This is a genomic window from Sinomonas sp. RB5 (assembly GCF_054063535.1).
Window position 1 is genome coordinate 69,817 of sequence record NZ_JBSSGJ010000008.1, and the last position, 16,111, is coordinate 85,927.

Below are 16,111 nucleotides of genomic sequence, written 5' to 3' on the forward strand. Positions count from 1 at the left end.
TCCTGCCGGGCCTACCTTGGCCGTGAGTCTAGAGCAATGATTGCGTTCCCGCAATCAATGAGCGGGTCGGGCTACTGCGGCTCTCCCGCGGGGAGTCGCGGCTCTCCCTCCGGAGGCCGCTCTCCCTCGGGAAGGCGCGGCGCCAGTCCCGGCCCGGCGTAGCGTGCGATGTCCGGTGCTGGCCGGTATCCGAGCTTGGCCAGGAGGGACGAGAGTCGGCCAGCGAGCCGCTCCTGCGGCAGATCGAGTGCTTCGCCGATCTGCGCATTGCTCAGGCCCTGCAGCATCAGGGACAGGAGCTCTCCTTCGGCCCTGGTGCACCTGAGGGCTGCGTCCACGGCCAGCGCGCCACGAGCGGCGTGGGCAGCCTCCGACGAGTAGAGCTGCTCCCCCGCGGCGACCTGCCTGAGCTTCTCCGGGAGCCCGTCGGCGCTGGCCTTCTGCAGGACATACCCGGGCGCACCCGCCAGGACCGCGCTGCGCAGCGCCTTGCCCTCGTCATAGGTGGTCAGGGTCAGGCACCTGGTCCCTGGCGCAGCCGACCGCAGCGCCCGGCATGCTTCGATCGAGGTCCCGTCCGGCAGACGGTTCTCAACGAGCACCACTGCCGGCGCAGCCTCCGGCACAGCAGTGAGTGCTCCTGCGATGCTCTCCGCCTCCCCGACCACCTCGAAGCCCTCCTGCTCCAGGAGGTCCGCCAGGCTCCTCCTGACGAGGGCGTGCCCACTGAGGAGGAACACCCGAACGGCCCGGCGCCGTGCTTCCGTGCCTTCTGAACCGCACATATGAGCACTCCTGGAAATCCGGCGGACACTGTGGCGCTGCGAGAGCGATGCAGTATTCAAACACAGGGTCCCAGACGGATCCGACCGCCACCAGAGGCAGTCCGCTCAGCCCATGACCTGATGGCTGACCCACCGCTCCAGGGAGGGCACGAGGAGGAGAGCAGCAACGATGGCGACCATCAGGAGGTGGACGACCGCCTCGAAGACCGCCGCGAACGGCGCCTCTCCCCCGCTGAACGCCGCGATGAGGTAGGCGACGACGGCGATGATGCCCACCGCCGCCGAGGCAAGCGCTGCCTGCTCCCACCATCCCCATCGGGCGAACAGCCCCCAGGTCGCGATACAGAAGCCGAGGACGGTCAGCAGGCTCAGTCCGGTGGTGATCGCCCACAGGAAACCGGAGGTGTCGCCGCGACTGGCGAAGACGGGTGTGAGCCAGAGCCAGCTCGCTCCGGCCGCGATCAGCCCGATGCCGCCGAGGGTACGAAGAGTGAACATCCCAACCACCTCTGAACCTGATGTTCGGGCCCGGTGATCACGGCGGCCAGAGGAATATGTCCCGTGCGGCTTAGCCGCTGAGCCTCGCGACCACGTCCTGGGTGGGGCTCTTAAGGCTGCTCTTCCGGGCCTTCTTCTCTCCTGGGCGGCAGCGAGCGACGCTCACACGTGCCAATGATTCTCGGTGGGGGGTCGTTCTGCCCTAGGTCGTGCCATCGTCCGCGGCGAACACTGGGCCGTATGGACAACCCGAGACAGAAGGCCGTGGTGGTCTACGAGTCGATTTACGGCAACACGCGCTCGATCGCGCAGGCGATCGCAGAGGGACTGCAGGCGTCGGTCGACGCGGAGCTGGTTCCGGCCGCCGAGATGCAAGGCCGCGGCCTCGAAGGCGTCTCCCTGGTGGTGGCTGGTGGCCCGACCCACGGCCACGGAATGAGCCGACCGCAGATGCGCCAGGAAGGCATCCGGGAGGCCGCTGCTTCCGGGAACAGCCCTGACCCAGGCTCGGAAGGACCATGGCTAAGGGAATGGTTCGCGAGCGATCCAGAAATCTCGGGGTGGGCGGCGGCGTTCGACACCCGATACGACATGCCCGAACTGCTCACCGGACACGCCTCGAAGGGCATCCTCAAGAGGCTCGAACGCCATGGGCTCCGCAGGCTCGTGGAGCCGGAGAGCTTCCTCGTCACCCGCGAGAACCGCCTGCTGCCCGGGGAAGCGCAACGGGCACTGGAATGGGGGGCCCTCCTCGGGGAGAGCCTGGTCCAGGCAGAGAGCCTCCAACAGCACCAGCCACCGCTCTGACGACAGCCGATCGGCCCTCCCTCTTGTGCTTGTTACGGGGAGGGCCTTCGGCTCTGGCGCTGTGCCCCACCTCGCCAGACTGTTGTTTCGATGCCATGTTCAGGGTTGAGAGGAACTGGCGATGTCTGGGACAGCAGCGTTCGGCAGGCCGGCTGCGGCCGCCGGTGGCACAGGGCGTCTGGTCTTCCTCGACGTCCTGAGGGTCCTGATCATCTCGATGGTGATCGTCCATCACGCGGCTCAGGCGTACGGGCCGACCGGCGGCTTCTGGCCGGTGAAGGACGCGGCCACGAGCGACTGGTTCCGCCCGTTCTACACGGTCAACGCCGCCGTGGGCCTGGGCCTGCTCTTCCTGCTGGCAGGCTTCTTCCTCCCGCGCTCGTTCGATCGGAAAGGTCCGCGGCGCTTCCTGAAGGAGCGGTGGGCACGGATCGGGGTCCCGCTCGTGTTCTTCGTCTTCGTCGTGAACATCCCGCTTGTGTACCTCGCATCCGGACGCCCTGACCCTCTCGGGTTCCTGCGGTCGCTCTACGATGGTGCCTGGCAGGGCGCCTACCTGCACCTGTGGTTCCTGGGGCACCTGCTGCTGTATTCGGCCGTCTACGTGGTGTGGGCCACACGCCCTGGCTCGCGGCGCGTGAGTTCGTTGGCGGCGCCCGGCCACGTCGCTGTCCTGATGTTCGCCGTCGTGCTGATCCTCGTGACGTGGGTGGTGCGGTGGTGGTTCCCCGTCGATGACTGGGCGCCGCTGTTCTTCGTGCTTCCCGCGGAGCCGGCCAATCTGGCCCAGTACCTGAGCCTCTTCGTGCTCGGGATCCTGGCCTACCGGAACGATTGGTTCCAGCGGATCCCACGGAGGATCGGCCTCGTGTGGCTGGTCGTCGGGATCGGTGCCGGCGCGGTCGTCTACTCGATCCAGGCGGCCGGGCTCTGGGACGTTCTGACCGCAACCGGCGGGCTCGACTGGCGTTCGCTCGTGCGTGTCGCGTTGGAGATCCTGATCTGCGCTGGCCTGTCGGTGGGACTGGTCGTCATGTTCCGAGAGGTGTTCCATCAGCCCAGGCAGTTCCTGGCCGCCATGGCCAACGCCAGCTACGCCGCGTACATCCTGCACGTCTTCGTCGTCGTGGGCCTTCAGGCGGCCATCCTCCAGCTGGCCTGGCCGCCGGCGGCCAAGTTCGTTCTCGTTGCCGTGCTGGGGCTGTTCCTCTCGTTCGGCATCGGACATGTCTCGCGTTCCATTCCAGGCGTCAGGGTGCTGCTCGGCACGGCTCCGGCACGCGAAACGGCCCGAAGGCCCCGAGGCCTTGGAAGATGGGCAGGTCGGCTTCGGCAAGGCATTGACGCGTTGGGGCCGTTCGCCCCGAGCGTGGCGGCAGCCTCTGCTCCTAGCATCGGATCATGCCGGAGCAACCTTGGCCCAAGGCGGCCGGGCCCTCGGTATCGGGTCGGCGGGGGCGCCGGGATCCTGGTCGTCCCCTGGATGGGCCGCTCCTGTCGGTGTCGTTCGCCGTCGCAGGCGTCTCGCTCGTGCGCCTGCCTCGGCCAAGCGCGTCGCCCGCACGTTCCTTGAGGCGGCGGTCACTGCGGGCTTCGAGAGAGGAAAGAAGGGCATGAGCAGGATCAGTGGCTCCATCTTCATCCGGCGCCAGGTCGAGGAAGTCTTCGACTTCGTCGCCGATGAGCGCAACGAACCGGCCTACAACCCGCAGCTGCGCAGTGTCGAGAAGACGACTCCGGGGCCGATCGGCGTCGGAACCCAGTGGCGCGTCGTGGCGGCCTCGGGCAGGAGGTCCACGCCGTTCGAACTCGAGGTGACGGAGTACGCCCGGCCGAGCCGCCTCGGATCCTCCACGCGCATGGCCACCGCGGACATCAGCGGTGCCCTCACCTTCGTCCCCGACGCGGGCGGGACACGGATGAGCTGGTCCTGGGACCTGCGGCCCAAAGGGATCCTGAAGCTTGCCGCCCCGCTGCTGGACGCGCTCGGGCGCAGGCAGGAGCAGCGGATCTGGTCCAGCCTCAAGGCACGTCTCGAGAGTCCCTCCCAGAGCCGCTCCGACTAGCCGTGGGCAGCCCCAGCGAACTAGGCCGCTGGGACCTTCGGTACTTCTACCGCAGCCAGCAGCGGATCACTGTGGTGCCATGGACACCGTCCAGCCCGATCTCCGGGCGGTGGAGGCACGCCGGCTGGCCGGACTGTCAGCGACCGGCGCCGGAGCACTCCTGATTCTGGCGAGTCCGCTGTACGTCCTGCCTGGCCCTCCTCCGACGCTGCTCGACGCGGCCAGGTTCGCCGACTTCGCCGCACGGACGAGCGCGGTCGCGATCACCACCAAGCTGATCGACGCCCTCTACATTGCTGGACTCGTCGTCTTCATCGGCGCGTTGCGGCGGCTTCTGAAAGGGAAGCACTCCTGGACCGGCGACGTCGTCCTGGCATCTGGGACACTCCACGCCGCCCTCGTGCTCGTCGCCGGCAGCGACTACATGGAGACGGTGATCAGCGGCGGAAGCCGCGCCGCCGGAATGTACTCGTACATCAGCTCGGCCGCCGGCCTGCTGTACAGCCTCTGGCTGATCCTGCTGGGAGTCTGGGTCCTCAGGAACAAGGCACTCAGGTGCCCAGGGGGTCCGAGGAAGCCCCAGCCAGAACAGGCACGCATGCCGCAACAGGCGCCCTCGGATGACGGGCGACTCGGGCGCGGGGGCGAAATCCCAAGCGAACGAGGTGAGTGAAATGGATAAGAGCACTCCGCTGGGACAGGGGTCACGGCACGCGACCGTGGCCTCCCTGGCGGCCGCCGCGGCAGCCGTGCTGGCTTCGGCCGTCGGGCTGACGAGCGGAGCCGGTAGGTATGCACTGTCGCAGTCGGTCCTGATCTCCCCCGGCGCGGATGTGGCGAACCTGATCGCCGTGCTGCTTGTGCTGGTTGCCTCGTGGCTGGCGCGGCGTCGTTCACTGACCGCGCTGCTGCTGTGGCCAGGCGGCCTGTTCTATCTGGCCTACGCCTATCTCCCCTACCTGATCGGCGCGCCGTTCACGCCGCTGCTCGTGACCGATGTCGTGGCCTTCCTCGCAGCCGCCTACGGTGTAGCTGCCCTGGCGACCGCGATCGACGGAAGGGCCCTGCGCGAGCGCTTCGCCGGCTCGCCGGCCCGGACAGTAGGGGTGATTTTGACGGTGATCGGTGTGCTCGCCTACGCCGGGCTTGTCGCCACCGCGATCGGCGCCTTCGGCAGCGGCGGGACCGAGGCGGCCTGGCGCGGGCACTGGGTCGCCGACTGGATCCTCGGCACCCCCGTATTGATCATGGGTGGGGTCCTGCTGTGGGCCAGGCGGCCTTTCGGCTACACGGCGGCGCCCGGCCTGCTGCTGGTCTCCGCACTCGGCGGGGTGGTCTTCGCTGTCGCGGCCGTCGTCGACAACCTCGCCGGTGGCATCCGGACCGACGCTGCCGTCGTCGTCGTCCATCTCATCATCAGTGCAGCCAGCCTCGCGGTATTGGTCTGGTTCCTCGCTCCCCACCGCGCAGCCGCCAGAATTCGGAGATTGCATCTGCGCCCGGGGACAGCGCCGTGAGCAGACAGCACGTTCTGCCTTGGCCTCCTGCACGGTGGTTGCGGCCCAGGTGCTGTCCTACGGGCTTCGCGGCTGTCGATACTTGCGGGACCAAGGGCTACGGACTCCCCGAGGCCTCCTGACGAGGCCTTCTAGGGTCCAAGTCCCTCGTGCCTCCCGCTGGCCCGGTAAGGTGCGCCGGAATACCGGGGGGCCAGGGAGGCGGTGGGGACGTTCTCCTCTGCACCGCAGCGCGCTGCGGGGCCAACCATGGAGGCGGGAGGTGGCGCACGATGGATCTCGTGGGGGGCAACGGCACGGCGGCCTCGCGATGGTGGCACCGCAGAGGCGCCCAGAGGGTCCTCATCATGGCCCCGATACCGGCGGTCGCCGTGTACGTCGCCGGGGATCTGGTGTCGGCGCTCTGGTATGACGGGTACAGCTTCCGGGACCAGTGGATCAGCGAGCTCACGGCATTCGGCTCCCCGGTCCGCCCGTTGATGGTGGCCGTCATCCTGGTCCACGCAGTGCTGCTGCTGGCGTTCTCCTTGGGGCTCCTCACCGTGGCACGGCGCAGAAGCGCCCTGTGGTGGATCGGCGCGATCGGCGTCGCAGGCTTCGTGGTCGTCGGCATCCCCACCCACACGTTCTGGGCCATGAACTCGCGCGGCATGCAGCCGGGGGTCAACGACACCATGCACGCGACCCTGTCGCTCATCTTCAGTGCGAGCGTCATGGCGACGATGATCCTTTCAGCCGTCGCCTACCGAGGATGGTTCCGCCTGTACGCGCTCGGGTCGCTGGCAGTGGTTGTCGTATTCGGAGCTGCTTCGGGCATCGCGATCGGCGGATTCGACCAGGACAACACTCCGTGGGCCGGCGGGTTCGAGCGGATCAATGCCTACGCGTACTTCGCCTGGCTCATAGTCCTCGCCATCATGGTGGACCGCCACGAGCTCGGCGGGGCACACGCTCCCCACGGCACGGGGCGGCGCCCGGGGCGGGGTGCGGCGGCCTGAGCCGACGTCAGGGCGCACGAAGGGAACTGGGCACGGCGACAAGACGGCGCGCCTCCGCGCGGGCCTTCATCCGAAGGCACGCGGTGGTGATCTTCTACACCCTGGTCTTCGTCCTGGCCTTCGGTCCGGCCCTGGTCCTCGCCGGCCCTGGCGCGTTCTCGGACCCGACCCGTCTGTCGGGCACAGACGCCGAAGTGGCCACAGCGGCAGACCTCGGTCCGGTCATGCTGGTGGCTGCCGTGGCAGGCCCTCTCGTCTACGCCCTGATCGCCGTCTCGGTGGTTGCCCTCTCCTCCGGGAGGGCAGCCCTGCACGGCCTGCGGTCGAGGCTGTTCCGCCGGCGGGTGGGCCCGCTCTGGTACGCCTTCGCCCTGCTGGCCGCACCCCTCGTCTGGGTCGGCATCCAAGGGGCGCTGTCGCTGACCTCGGCGGTGTACGTCCCCGGCATCGTCACCGCCGATGACCCGACCGCCCTGCTGGGGACGGCCCTGGTGGCGGGGGTGGTCGCCGGCCTCTTCGAAGAGATCGCGTGGACCGGCTTCGCTACCGAGGACCTGCTCAAGCGGCATGGAGTGGTGGCGGCCGGCCTCATCGTGGGGCTGCTGTGGTCCGTGCTGCACCTTCCGCTGTACGCCGGGGCGGCCTACGGCGCGGTTCCGCGGGAACTCGCGGTGCCTGTGAACCTCTTCGCCTGGCTCCTGCCCTACAGGGTGCTCGTGGCGTGGGCCTACAGCCATACCAGGAGCGTGCTGGTGGCTGCGCTCATGCATGCACCGATGACCACGCTCGGTTTCCTCCTCGGTTCGGCGGCGATGGCTGGTGCCCCCGACGTGGTCTTCAACCTCCTCTTCGGTGCAGCGCTGTGGAGCATCGTGGCTGCAGTGACGGCGGTCGAGCGCCGACGGAGCCGCCGCCTTCTTCCTGCCCCCTCATTCCGGGGCGCGGAGGGTGAGCTGGCGGGCGTGGAAGTCGAAGTGCCGCGTGGGGTAGGCGTAGACGTCGCGCAGCGTCATGTGGTCGGTGAAGAAGGGGTCCCACCGACGGGGGAAGGGCATCCAGCGGCGCAGGGACAGCTCGTCCTCCCCGCGCAGGCTGCGGGCGAGGGCCGCCGTCGTCGAGCGCAGCTTCCGGGCCATCCTTCTCCGTCCATAGACGAGGGCGGCGGCGCAGGAGCCCCAGTAGTTGACCCAGTCGAATGGCGCTGCCGAGGCATCCAGGGCGGCGGCGAAGGCCCTGCGTGCCGGGACGGGCAGGCGGGCCACGACGCGGACCAGCGGGAGTAGGGCCCTGACGACCATGTACCCGAAGACCATGTGGAACAGCAGCTGCTCGTTGCTCCAGCGGGTCCCGCTGCTCCCGCGCGACAAGCCGTCTGGGCCGGCCTCGACGAGGAACTCCTCGAGCTGATCGCAGGCTCTTCCGTACCCGTCCAGGATCTCCGCCGCCGTCGGCTCCATGGTCATCCTTCCCAGTGGGCGTTCCGTCCAGCGCCTGCGGGCCATCTGACCCCACCAGCGTCAGGCGTGGGCGCCGACGGCGCCCGGTGCCGGATGATGAGAGTGTGACCCGCAGGCTGATTCTCATCAATGGGGTGCCCGGGAGCGGCAAGACGACGCTGGCGCGGGCGTGGTGCGAGCGGCATGCGCCGGAGCTGCCGCTCGGGCTCGACATCGACACGATCAGGTCGATGCTCGGCGGCTGGCGCCACCGGCTCATGGACGCCGGCCTGGCGGCACGCGACATCGCCGTCGCCGCGATCGGGGCGCACCTGCGCAGCGACCACGACGTCCTCGTGCCGCAGTACCTGCGCCGGCCCGAGTTCATCGGGCGTCTCGAGGCCGTCGCCGACGCCTGCGGCGCATCCTTCGTCGAGACGGCCCTGGCGATCGACCCCGCGACGGCTGGGACGCGCCTTCACGCACGCACCGGGACCGCGGGGGACCGTGACCCGCACGGCAGCCTCCCCGAGGACCTGACGACGACCGTCCGCACGTTCGAGGCCTTCATGCTGACCCGGACGTCCGCCACCCGGCTCCCCGGCGGCGCCGGTGTGCTGGAGGCCCTGGACGCACTGGAGTCCGCGGTGGCGCGCGCCGGGACCCAGGCCCCGTGATCGCCCGCGGCGTGGACGGCGCCGTCCTGCGCCGGGCCCATCGGCCCTGACGCCCGGCGGAGGCGCCTGCGTAGCCTCGCTGTATGGACGGAGCGCCAGCCATCCGCGTCCACGATCTGGTCAAGACGTTCGGCGAGGTCACCGCCGTCGACCGTCTGAGCTTCGACGTCGCGACCGGTGAGGTGTTCGCCTTCCTCGGGCCGAACGGGGCCGGGAAGTCGACCGCGATCAACGTCCTGTGCACCCTCGCCTCCCCCACCTCGGGGACGGCGAGCGTGGGCGGGTTCGACGTCGTGGCCGACCCCCACGAGGTCCGCGCGCACATCGGCCTCGTGTTCCAGGAGACCACGCTGGACAAGCAGCTCACGGCCGAGGAGAACCTCCGCTTCCACGCCGTGCTGTACGGGGTCCCGCGAGCGCAGCGGGCTGCCAGGATCGCCCATGTCCTCGAACTCGTGGGCCTCTCGGCGCGCCGGAAGGACCTCGTCGCGACGTTCTCCGGCGGCATGGCCCGCCGCCTCGAGATCGCGCGCGCCATGCTGCACACGCCGGCGGTGCTCTTCCTCGACGAGCCCACGATCGGGCTCGACCCGCAGACCCGGTCGGTCATGTGGGAGGACATCCTCACGCTGCGCCGCGAGGAGGGGGTGACGGTGTTCCTGACGACCCACTACATGGACGAGGCCGAGGTCGCCGACCGGATCGGGATCATCGACCACGGCCGGCTCATCGCGCTGGGCACCCCGGAGGAGCTCAAGGCGGCCGCGGGGGCGGAGAGCATCCTCCTGCACACGGCGGACGACGCCGCGGCGCGGCTCACGCTCGAGGCCTCCGGCTACCGCTGCACCACAGACGGGGGCCGGCTCGCCGTGGAGGCCGCGCACGCCGCGACCGCGCTTCCCGCGGTGATTGCGCTGCTCGACGGCAGCGTCCTCTCGGCCCAGATCCATGAGCCGTCCCTGGACGACATGTTCCTGCACTACACGGGCCGGCAGATCCGCGACCAGAGCGAGCAGCAGGCGTTCCCGCCGGCATGGCGGAGCAGGAGGTAGAGATGGCATCCACCAGGATGGCCTCGGTCGGCATGGTCTCCCTCGGGGCGGTCTCCCTCGGCACGATCGGCATGGTCTGGCAGCGTGAGCTGCTGCGCTACGTGCGGACGCCCTCGCGTATCCTCACCGGGCTCGCGCAGCCGCTCCTGTTCCTGTTCGTGCTCGGCTACGGCATGGGGAGCCTGGTGGGCTCCACGGGCGGGCTGGACTTCCGCAAGTTCGTGTTCCCGGGGATCGTGGCGATGAGCGTCGTGTCGACCTCGATCTTCAGCGCGATCTCCATCGTGTGGGACCGGGAGTTCGGGTTCCTGCGCGAGATGCTCGTGGCGCCGGTGCCGCGCTGGGCACTCGTGGCGGGCAAGACGGCCGGCGGGGCGACGGTGGCCACGGGACAGGGCACCATCATGCTCGTGCTCGCCCCGCTGGTCGGGGTGGACCTGACGGTCCCGACCGTCGCCGCGGTGATCGCCATCGAATTCGTCATGGCCGCGGCGCTCACGGCGTTCGGGGTGTTCGTGGCGAGCCGCATCACGCGAATGGAGGGCTTCCAGATGGTCATGCAGCTCGTGCTGCTGCCGATGATCTTCCTCTCGGGCGCCCTGTTCCCGCTCGCCGGGCTGCCGCTGTGGCTCGACATCCTCACCCGGCTCAATCCGCTGACCTACGCCGTGGCGCCGCTGCGCTCGGTGGTGTTCGGGGCCCAGAACCTCCCGGCCGCGGCGCTGGCCCGGTTCCCGAGCGATGTCACGCTCTTCGGCTGGACGCTCTCGATCTGGACCGAGCTGGCGATCACCGTGGTCTTCGCCGTCGTCTTCCTCGCCCTCGCCGTGCGGGGGTTCGGGCGGCGGCTCTGACTCAGTGCCGCAGCACCGCGGCGGCGCGCACGACGGCGTCGCCCACCTCCGCGAGGCCGGGCGAGTCGAGCGTCCACGACTGCCAGTAGAGCCTGAGGTCCTCCCGCCAGGCCGGGTCGAGCTCCACGAGCGAGCCGTCGGGGTCCTGCTGGTCGGGCACCATGCCCCAGCCGAGCCCGGCGTGCACGGCCTCGACGTACTGCACGGAGTCGGGGATGAAGTGCTGCGGGGGCGTGGCCTCGGGCGCCACCCGGGCCAGGAGCGCGAGCTGGTGGCTGTCCTTGCGGTCGTACTGCATGACGGGCGCCGCCCCGAGCGCCTCCGGTGTGGCGCCCCCGGGGAACCAGCGCGCGGCGAACTCCGCCGACGCCTTCGCCCGGTACACCATCGTCCCGAGCGGCCGCACGCTGCAACCCTGGACGGGCCGCGGGTCTGCGGTGACCGCGCCGACGGCGTCGCCCGAGCGGAGCAGGTCCGCGGTGGCATGCTCGTCGTCGCGCAGGAGCTCGACGGCGATCCGGCCTCCCAGCGCCACCTCGCGGATCGCGGGGGGCAGCCAGGTGGCGATCGAGTCCGCGTTGGCCACGATCGGCACGCGCAGCAGCTCGGTGCCGGTTCCCGCGGAACCCGCCCGGCCGGCGTCGTGCGTCCGGTCCGAACGGAGGGCGAGCAGCGCCTCGTCGGCGAGCAGGAGCAGCTGGCGGGCGGAGCGCAGCAGCCGCTCCCCCGCCGGGGTGGGCACCACCGGCTTGAGCCGGCGCACGAGCACGCTGCCCACCGAGCGCTCGAGCGCCTTGATCCGCTGGCTCACGGCCGAGGGCGTGATGCGCAGCTCGTCCGCCGCGGCCTCGAACGTCTCCTGGTCCACGACGGCGGCGAGCGCCCGCAGCTGCTCCAAGTCCATGAAGAGATGCTAATGCAGATGCAGATATCGTTAGTTGATCTTCATAAGTCCGGCTCGTACCGTCGGAGGGTGCTCCTCTCCTATCTCGCCGGGTTCGGCGCCAGCCTCGGCCTCATCGTGGTGATCGGCGCGCAGAACGCGTTCGTGCTCCGGCAGGGGATCAAGCGCGAGTGGGTGCTGCCCGTCGTGGTGCTGTGCGCGCTGAGCGACGCCGTGCTGATCTTCGCCGGCGTCGCCGGGATCGGCGCGGCGGTCCAGGGCGCGCCCGTGGTCCTGCAGGTGATCCGCTGGGTCGGTGCCGCGTTCCTTCTCACCTACGGGTTCTTCGCGGCCCAGCGGGCCCTGCGGCCGGGCGCGCTGCAGGCCGCCGCGGGCGCCGGCGCCGCGACGCTGGGGGCCACGCTCGCGACCGTCCTCGCACTGACCTGGCTCAACCCGCACGTGTACCTCGACACCCTCGTCCTGCTGGGCTCCCTCGCCAACGCGCAGGGCGAGGGGCGGTGGGCGTTCGGCGTCGGCGCGGCCTCGGCGAGCGCCCTGTGGTTCCCGCTCATCGGCTACGGAGCGCGGGCGCTGAGCGGGTTCTTCGCCCGGCCCGCGTCGTGGCGCGTGCTGGACGGGGCCGTGGCGGTGCTCATGGTCGGCCTCGCGGGGATGCTCCTGTTCGGCGGGTGACCGTCAGGAACTGCAGCATCCAGGCCTTCGCCGTCCCGGGGCCCCTCCCCGGCGCCTGACGTGTGCAGTTTCCGGATCGCCTCAGGATCCTCCAGCAGACTCGGAACGGGTGCGGAGGTACTCGTCTGGGTCCTTGATCTGCCAGACGGCTTGGCCGATGGCCAGAACACCGCGCGCTGGCAGCGGCAGGGCGCCGATCCTCGGGTTCTCGCTCGCGCGAACGGGATGTCCGAGGTCAACGCCTCCGAACGTGGCCCGCGCCTCGTCGACAAAATACATCTGCCGTGGCATGAACGTGCCGGCATGCCCGCTGGGCATCACGCCAGAGAACTCCATGCGTCCGGTGCCCAGCGCACCCGCCAGGCGTTCGCGGCCCCGCACCAGCCACCGCGGGCGCCAGGTGGCCAGCGGCAACAGGGAGCTGATCGCGTTCACCACACCGAGGGTCCAGCTCGAGGAGGCAGTCAGGGTCCAGTCCAGCGAAGGACGGTCCATGGTCACCTGCAAGGATGCCGGGCCCGTCCAGACGAGCCCGATGTGCGCGAACCCGGTGTATTCGCAGGCCGCGCCGTAGTAGCGCGGGCAAGCCGTGTCCAGCCGAGGACCGTCAACGAAGATGGACCACCGGCCGTCCGGGTCCCGATGCCACAGGCTCCGGTAGGGACCGAAATCGCTCTCCGGAAAGACCCGCAGCGCAAGGACGTGCCCGGAGTCGAACGGCAGCCCGAAGACCCCCCAGCCCTTCAGGTGCTCGTGGTCCGGCCAAGGCGACGCAGCCCATGCCTCCGGAAGCGTGGACAGCTTCGACGCCAAGTCCAGCATGGCGTCAGTGTCGCACCATCCGGGCCGCTCCACCATGCGCGCTGGCAGCGGCTTCCCGCAGGTCCGGTACGTCGGATTCCGCCGGCGACGAGGGGGGTGTCCGGCCCTGGGTGAGCGGCCCGAGATGCATCCCCGCCGGGTCCACCCCTTGTCCGCCCGGAGGGGCCGAGGTAGAACTCAACTGGAGGGTCAGTCATGGGCATCGAGCAGGTCATCGACCAATACCACTCTGGATTGCACGCATTTGCCGTGGGCGATCCGGCGCCGATCAAGGCACTGTACGCGCGCGGCGGTGACGTGCTTCTGGCGAACCCCTTCGGCGGCTCCTCGCGGGGCTGGGATGCGGTTTCGCAGGCGCTGGACTTCGCTTCATCGAAATTCCGTGATGGGTCGCCTGTTCGGTTCGAGGAAGTCTCTCGCTACGTCGGCGCTGATCTCGTCACGCTGTTCGAGCACGAGCACTGGGAGACCAAGATCGGCGGTCGCGATGAGCGCTCGCCCTTCGATCTGCGCGTCACGACCACCTTCCGGTTGGAGGGCGATGGCTGGCAGCTGGTCAGCCGGCACGCCGATCCGCTCACGACCCCGCACCCCGACGGGCCGATCCGCCCCACCGGCTGACTCCCGCGCGGCAGCGCCTTCTTCCAGGCTCGCCCGAGGGGGCAGGGCGAAGTTGTCCGGCCAGCGGTGATTGCCCCGGGAGCGGCGGGGTAATCGGCAGCCGCACGCGAGCGCCGAGAACCCTCAAGGAGATCCCCATGACCCAGACGCCAGCAGGCCCCACCGAACCGGACGTCGTGGACATCCTGACCCGCGACCACCAGGAGATGGTCGAGCTGATCGCCCGGATCGAGGGGGCGGCCGATTCCTCGACCCGGCGTGAGCTCGCGGACACCGTGATCGCCGAGGTCATGCGCCATGCCGTCGCCGAGGAGATGTACGTCTACCCCGTCGTCGAGAAGCACGTCCCCGATGGGAAGGAGGAGGTCGAGCACGACAAGGGCGAGCACGCCGAGATCGTCGACCTCATGAAGGAGCTGGAGAGGATCGACGCCGCGGATGCACGCTTCATCGAGGTCGTCCGGGACCTGGAGGGGAAGCTGCGGCACCACGCCAACGACGAGGAAACGGACCAGTTCCCCAAGCTGCGGGCCCATATCCCCTACGACGAACTGATCGACCTCGGCAAGAAGGTGGAGAAGGCCAAGAAGGTCGCGCCGACCCGGCCGCACCCCCACGCGCCGCATTCGGAGCTGTTCCACAAGACCGTGGGCGCCGGGGTGGGCATGGTGGACCGTCTCCGGGACAAGCTCACGGGCCGGCACACCGGCTGACGGACGCCGGCGCGCCGGCCCGAGGGCTCGGGCCTCGAAGGCTCGGGCCCGCGGCTAGGCGATCGCCCCGCATTCGACGGCGACCGGGCCGGCACTCGTCCGGGCCCTCGAGACGGCCGAGAGCGAGCCGTCCTCGGCAATCCTGTAGCTCGTCACGGCGTGCGAGCCCTCGCCCGCCACGAGGAGGAACTGGCCGGTCGGGTCGATCGCCGCGCTCCCGGGCACCTGCTCGGTCTCGACCCGGCCGAGGAACTCGAGCAGACCCTCCCGGAGCGCGAAGCACGCCAGGGTCCCCGAGGACCGCTCGGTCGTGTAGAGGAAGCGCTCGTCCGGAGTGATCCTCAGGTCCGCGGCCCAGACCACGCCGGGGCCCGGGTCCGGGGTCTGCGCCGACCGGACCACTCCCGGGTGGAGGTCCAGCCCGGCCACGGCGGAGGTGCGCTGGAGGAGCTCGAGGCGGCCGTTCTCCGCCTCCCTGCCGTAGACCGCGATGGCCCCGGAGAGCTCGTGCACCACGTACGCGCGGTCTCCGGCGTGGTTGAACCGCAGGTACCGGGGGCCCCACCCGGGCTCGGTCGCCACGTGCCCGCTGGGCTCGCGCACCCCCGACCGGGCGGCGTCCCCGTCCAGGGGGAACCAGCTCACCCGGTCGTCGCCGAGGGAGGTCGCGTAGAGGAAGCGCCCGTCGGGGCTGGCGGCCGCGCAGTGCGTGTTGCGCCCGGTCGCGTAGGTGACGGGGCCGGCGTCGTCCTCACCCCCGGGGAGCGGGACGCGGTCCAGGCGGCCCTCCCCGTACGAGGCGCTGAACAGCGCGCGGCCGTCGGGGGCGACCGCGATGAAGCAGGTCGAGGCGGGCAGCCGGCGCTCCTCCCCGGTCTCGCCGTCGGGATGGAGGACGACGGCGCGGGGCCGGCTCCCGTTGCTCCCTGCGTAGAGCGTGCCGTCGGGGCCGAAGGCTAGGGCCGCGGCGCCGTCCAGGCCGCCGATCCGGCCCGAGTGCTCGAGCTGTCCCGTCTGCGTGTCGAGGGAGAGGAGGTCGACGGCGCCAGCCTCCGCGCAGGCGATGGCGACGAGCGGGGTCTGCTGGGTCACGGTGCATCCTTTCCGTGGTCGGGTGCTCTCCCTGTCGCTGCTACCCGCTGTGGGCCCCGGGGACACACGCGCCGCCCTCGAGCAGACGCCGCAGGGTTTCGAGGTCGGCCTGGACGGCGGCCGCGTCCGAGTCGAACTCCGCGTCGCCGACGCCCTCCCCGCGGCGGAGGTGGAAGACGGCGAGGCTGTGCGGCCCGTCCGCGAGGATCCGGAACTGGTTCAGCACGGTGGTGCCGTCCGGGAGCACGACCTCGTGGTCGAGGATTCCGGCGGAGGTGTCTCCGACGAACCGCACCTCGATGGCGCCCAGCGGCGAGTCGGCGAGCCAGCGCCCACGCTCCTCACGGATGCCCGCGACCAGTCCGGCCGCCCAGCGCGGGAGGTTGGCCGGGTTGCCGGCGAACGCGGAGACGGCGCGGGGGGACTGGGCGATGGGGACGCTCAGATGGCGGAACTCGGACACGCGCCCACGCTACCCCTCCCCCGTTTCGGGTACGCATCTCGTCGCCGTTTCACCGTTCCGGGTACGCATCTCGTCGCCACTTCGCCATTCCGGGTACAGGGCCGTGCCGACGACCCCTTCCAACCGTGCGC

The 16,111-nt window shown here is 70.3% G+C and carries 19 protein-coding genes; 13 read left to right on the top strand and 6 right to left on the bottom strand.

All coding sequences use genetic code 11. The annotated features are described in order from the left end of the window. Nucleotides 1–71: 71 nt before the first annotated feature. Nucleotides 72–785: a response regulator gene (locus ACVWWH_RS10970; protein ID WP_457316600.1), complete on the bottom strand. Its 714-nt coding sequence runs from the start codon at nt 783–785 to the stop codon at nt 72–74. 105 nt (nt 786–890) lie between these two features. Beyond that, nucleotides 891–1,283, bottom strand: coding sequence for a hypothetical protein (locus ACVWWH_RS10975; protein WP_447420475.1), 393 nt, complete (start codon nt 1,281–1,283; stop codon nt 891–893). Nucleotides 1,284–1,523: 240 nt separating this feature from the next. On the opposite strand from ACVWWH_RS10975, the gene ACVWWH_RS10980 reads away from it, so the two are divergent. The 10 genes from ACVWWH_RS10980 to ACVWWH_RS11025 all read left to right on the top strand — a co-directional run bounded on the left by ACVWWH_RS10980 (nt 1,524) and on the right by ACVWWH_RS11025 (nt 10,690). Beyond that, nucleotides 1,524–2,090: a flavodoxin domain-containing protein gene (locus tag ACVWWH_RS10980; RefSeq protein WP_457316601.1), complete on the top strand. Its 567-nt coding sequence runs from the start codon at nt 1,524–1,526 to the stop codon at nt 2,088–2,090. Between the two features lie 121 nt (nt 2,091–2,211). Further along, a complete protein-coding gene (locus ACVWWH_RS10985) occupies nt 2,212–3,663 on the top strand; it encodes an acyltransferase family protein (RefSeq protein WP_457316602.1) in 1,452 nt (483 codons plus the stop codon). Nucleotides 3,664–3,703: 40 nt separating this feature from the next. Beyond that, entirely contained in the window at nt 3,704–4,156 is a 453-nt protein-coding gene (locus tag ACVWWH_RS10990; RefSeq protein WP_457316603.1) for an SRPBCC family protein, read from the top strand. A gap of 79 nt (nt 4,157–4,235) precedes the next feature. Further along, on the top strand, nt 4,236–4,829 hold the full coding sequence (locus tag ACVWWH_RS10995; protein ID WP_457316604.1) for a hypothetical protein: 594 nt from the start codon (nt 4,236–4,238) through the stop codon (nt 4,827–4,829). Further along, nucleotides 4,777–5,673: a hypothetical protein gene (locus ACVWWH_RS11000; RefSeq protein ID WP_457316605.1), complete on the top strand. Its 897-nt coding sequence runs from the start codon at nt 4,777–4,779 to the stop codon at nt 5,671–5,673. The genes ACVWWH_RS10995 and ACVWWH_RS11000 overlap by 53 nt, the downstream gene beginning before the upstream one ends. A gap of 272 nt (nt 5,674–5,945) precedes the next feature. Beyond that, nucleotides 5,946–6,671, top strand: coding sequence for a DUF998 domain-containing protein (locus ACVWWH_RS11005; RefSeq protein ID WP_457316606.1), 726 nt, complete (start codon nt 5,946–5,948; stop codon nt 6,669–6,671). 86 nt (nt 6,672–6,757) lie between these two features. After that, a complete protein-coding gene (locus ACVWWH_RS11010) occupies nt 6,758–7,954 on the top strand; it encodes a CPBP family intramembrane glutamic endopeptidase (protein ID WP_457316607.1) in 1,197 nt (398 codons plus the stop codon). Nucleotides 7,955–8,232: 278 nt separating this feature from the next. Then, complete coding sequence (locus ACVWWH_RS11015) at nt 8,233–8,784, top strand: AAA family ATPase (protein ID WP_457316608.1); 552 nt, start codon at nt 8,233–8,235, stop codon at nt 8,782–8,784. A gap of 83 nt (nt 8,785–8,867) precedes the next feature. Beyond that, nucleotides 8,868–9,836 (top strand): ATP-binding cassette domain-containing protein, encoded by a 969-nt coding sequence (locus ACVWWH_RS11020; protein WP_447420466.1) that lies wholly within the window; start codon nt 8,868–8,870, stop codon nt 9,834–9,836. Nucleotides 9,837–9,838: 2 nt separating this feature from the next. Then, nucleotides 9,839–10,690, top strand: a complete 852-nt coding sequence (locus tag ACVWWH_RS11025) for an ABC transporter permease (RefSeq protein WP_457316609.1) — start codon at nt 9,839–9,841, stop codon at nt 10,688–10,690. 1 nt (nt 10,691) lies between these two features. Here ACVWWH_RS11025 and ACVWWH_RS11030 read toward each other — a convergent pair whose 3' ends face one another. Beyond that, nucleotides 10,692–11,594, bottom strand: coding sequence for a LysR family transcriptional regulator ArgP (locus ACVWWH_RS11030; protein ID WP_457316610.1), 903 nt, complete (start codon nt 11,592–11,594; stop codon nt 10,692–10,694). A gap of 12 nt (nt 11,595–11,606) precedes the next feature. Between ACVWWH_RS11030 and ACVWWH_RS11035 the strand changes: the two genes are divergently transcribed. Then, complete coding sequence (locus ACVWWH_RS11035) at nt 11,607–12,269, top strand: LysE/ArgO family amino acid transporter (protein WP_457316611.1); 663 nt, start codon at nt 11,607–11,609, stop codon at nt 12,267–12,269. An 81-nt stretch (nt 12,270–12,350) separates the two neighbouring features. Here the strand turns inward: ACVWWH_RS11035 and ACVWWH_RS11040 are convergent, their stop codons facing one another. Continuing rightward, complete coding sequence (locus ACVWWH_RS11040) at nt 12,351–13,091, bottom strand: hypothetical protein (protein WP_457316612.1); 741 nt, start codon at nt 13,089–13,091, stop codon at nt 12,351–12,353. Between the two features lie 195 nt (nt 13,092–13,286). Between ACVWWH_RS11040 and ACVWWH_RS11045 the strand changes: the two genes are divergently transcribed. Then, complete coding sequence (locus ACVWWH_RS11045) at nt 13,287–13,712, top strand: YybH family protein (RefSeq protein ID WP_457316613.1); 426 nt, start codon at nt 13,287–13,289, stop codon at nt 13,710–13,712. A gap of 137 nt (nt 13,713–13,849) precedes the next feature. Continuing rightward, the gene (locus ACVWWH_RS11050) at nt 13,850–14,425 is read left to right on the top strand and encodes a hemerythrin domain-containing protein (RefSeq protein ID WP_457316614.1); all 576 of its coding nucleotides are present in this window, start codon (nt 13,850–13,852) and stop codon (nt 14,423–14,425) included. A 54-nt stretch (nt 14,426–14,479) separates the two neighbouring features. Here ACVWWH_RS11050 and ACVWWH_RS11055 read toward each other — a convergent pair whose 3' ends face one another. Further along, on the bottom strand, nt 14,480–15,517 hold the full coding sequence (locus ACVWWH_RS11055) for a lactonase family protein (protein WP_457316615.1): 1,038 nt from the start codon (nt 15,515–15,517) through the stop codon (nt 14,480–14,482). Nucleotides 15,518–15,557: 40 nt separating this feature from the next. Continuing rightward, complete coding sequence (locus ACVWWH_RS11060; RefSeq protein WP_457316616.1) at nt 15,558–15,980, bottom strand: SRPBCC family protein; 423 nt, start codon at nt 15,978–15,980, stop codon at nt 15,558–15,560. Nucleotides 15,981–16,111: the final 131 nt, after the last annotated feature.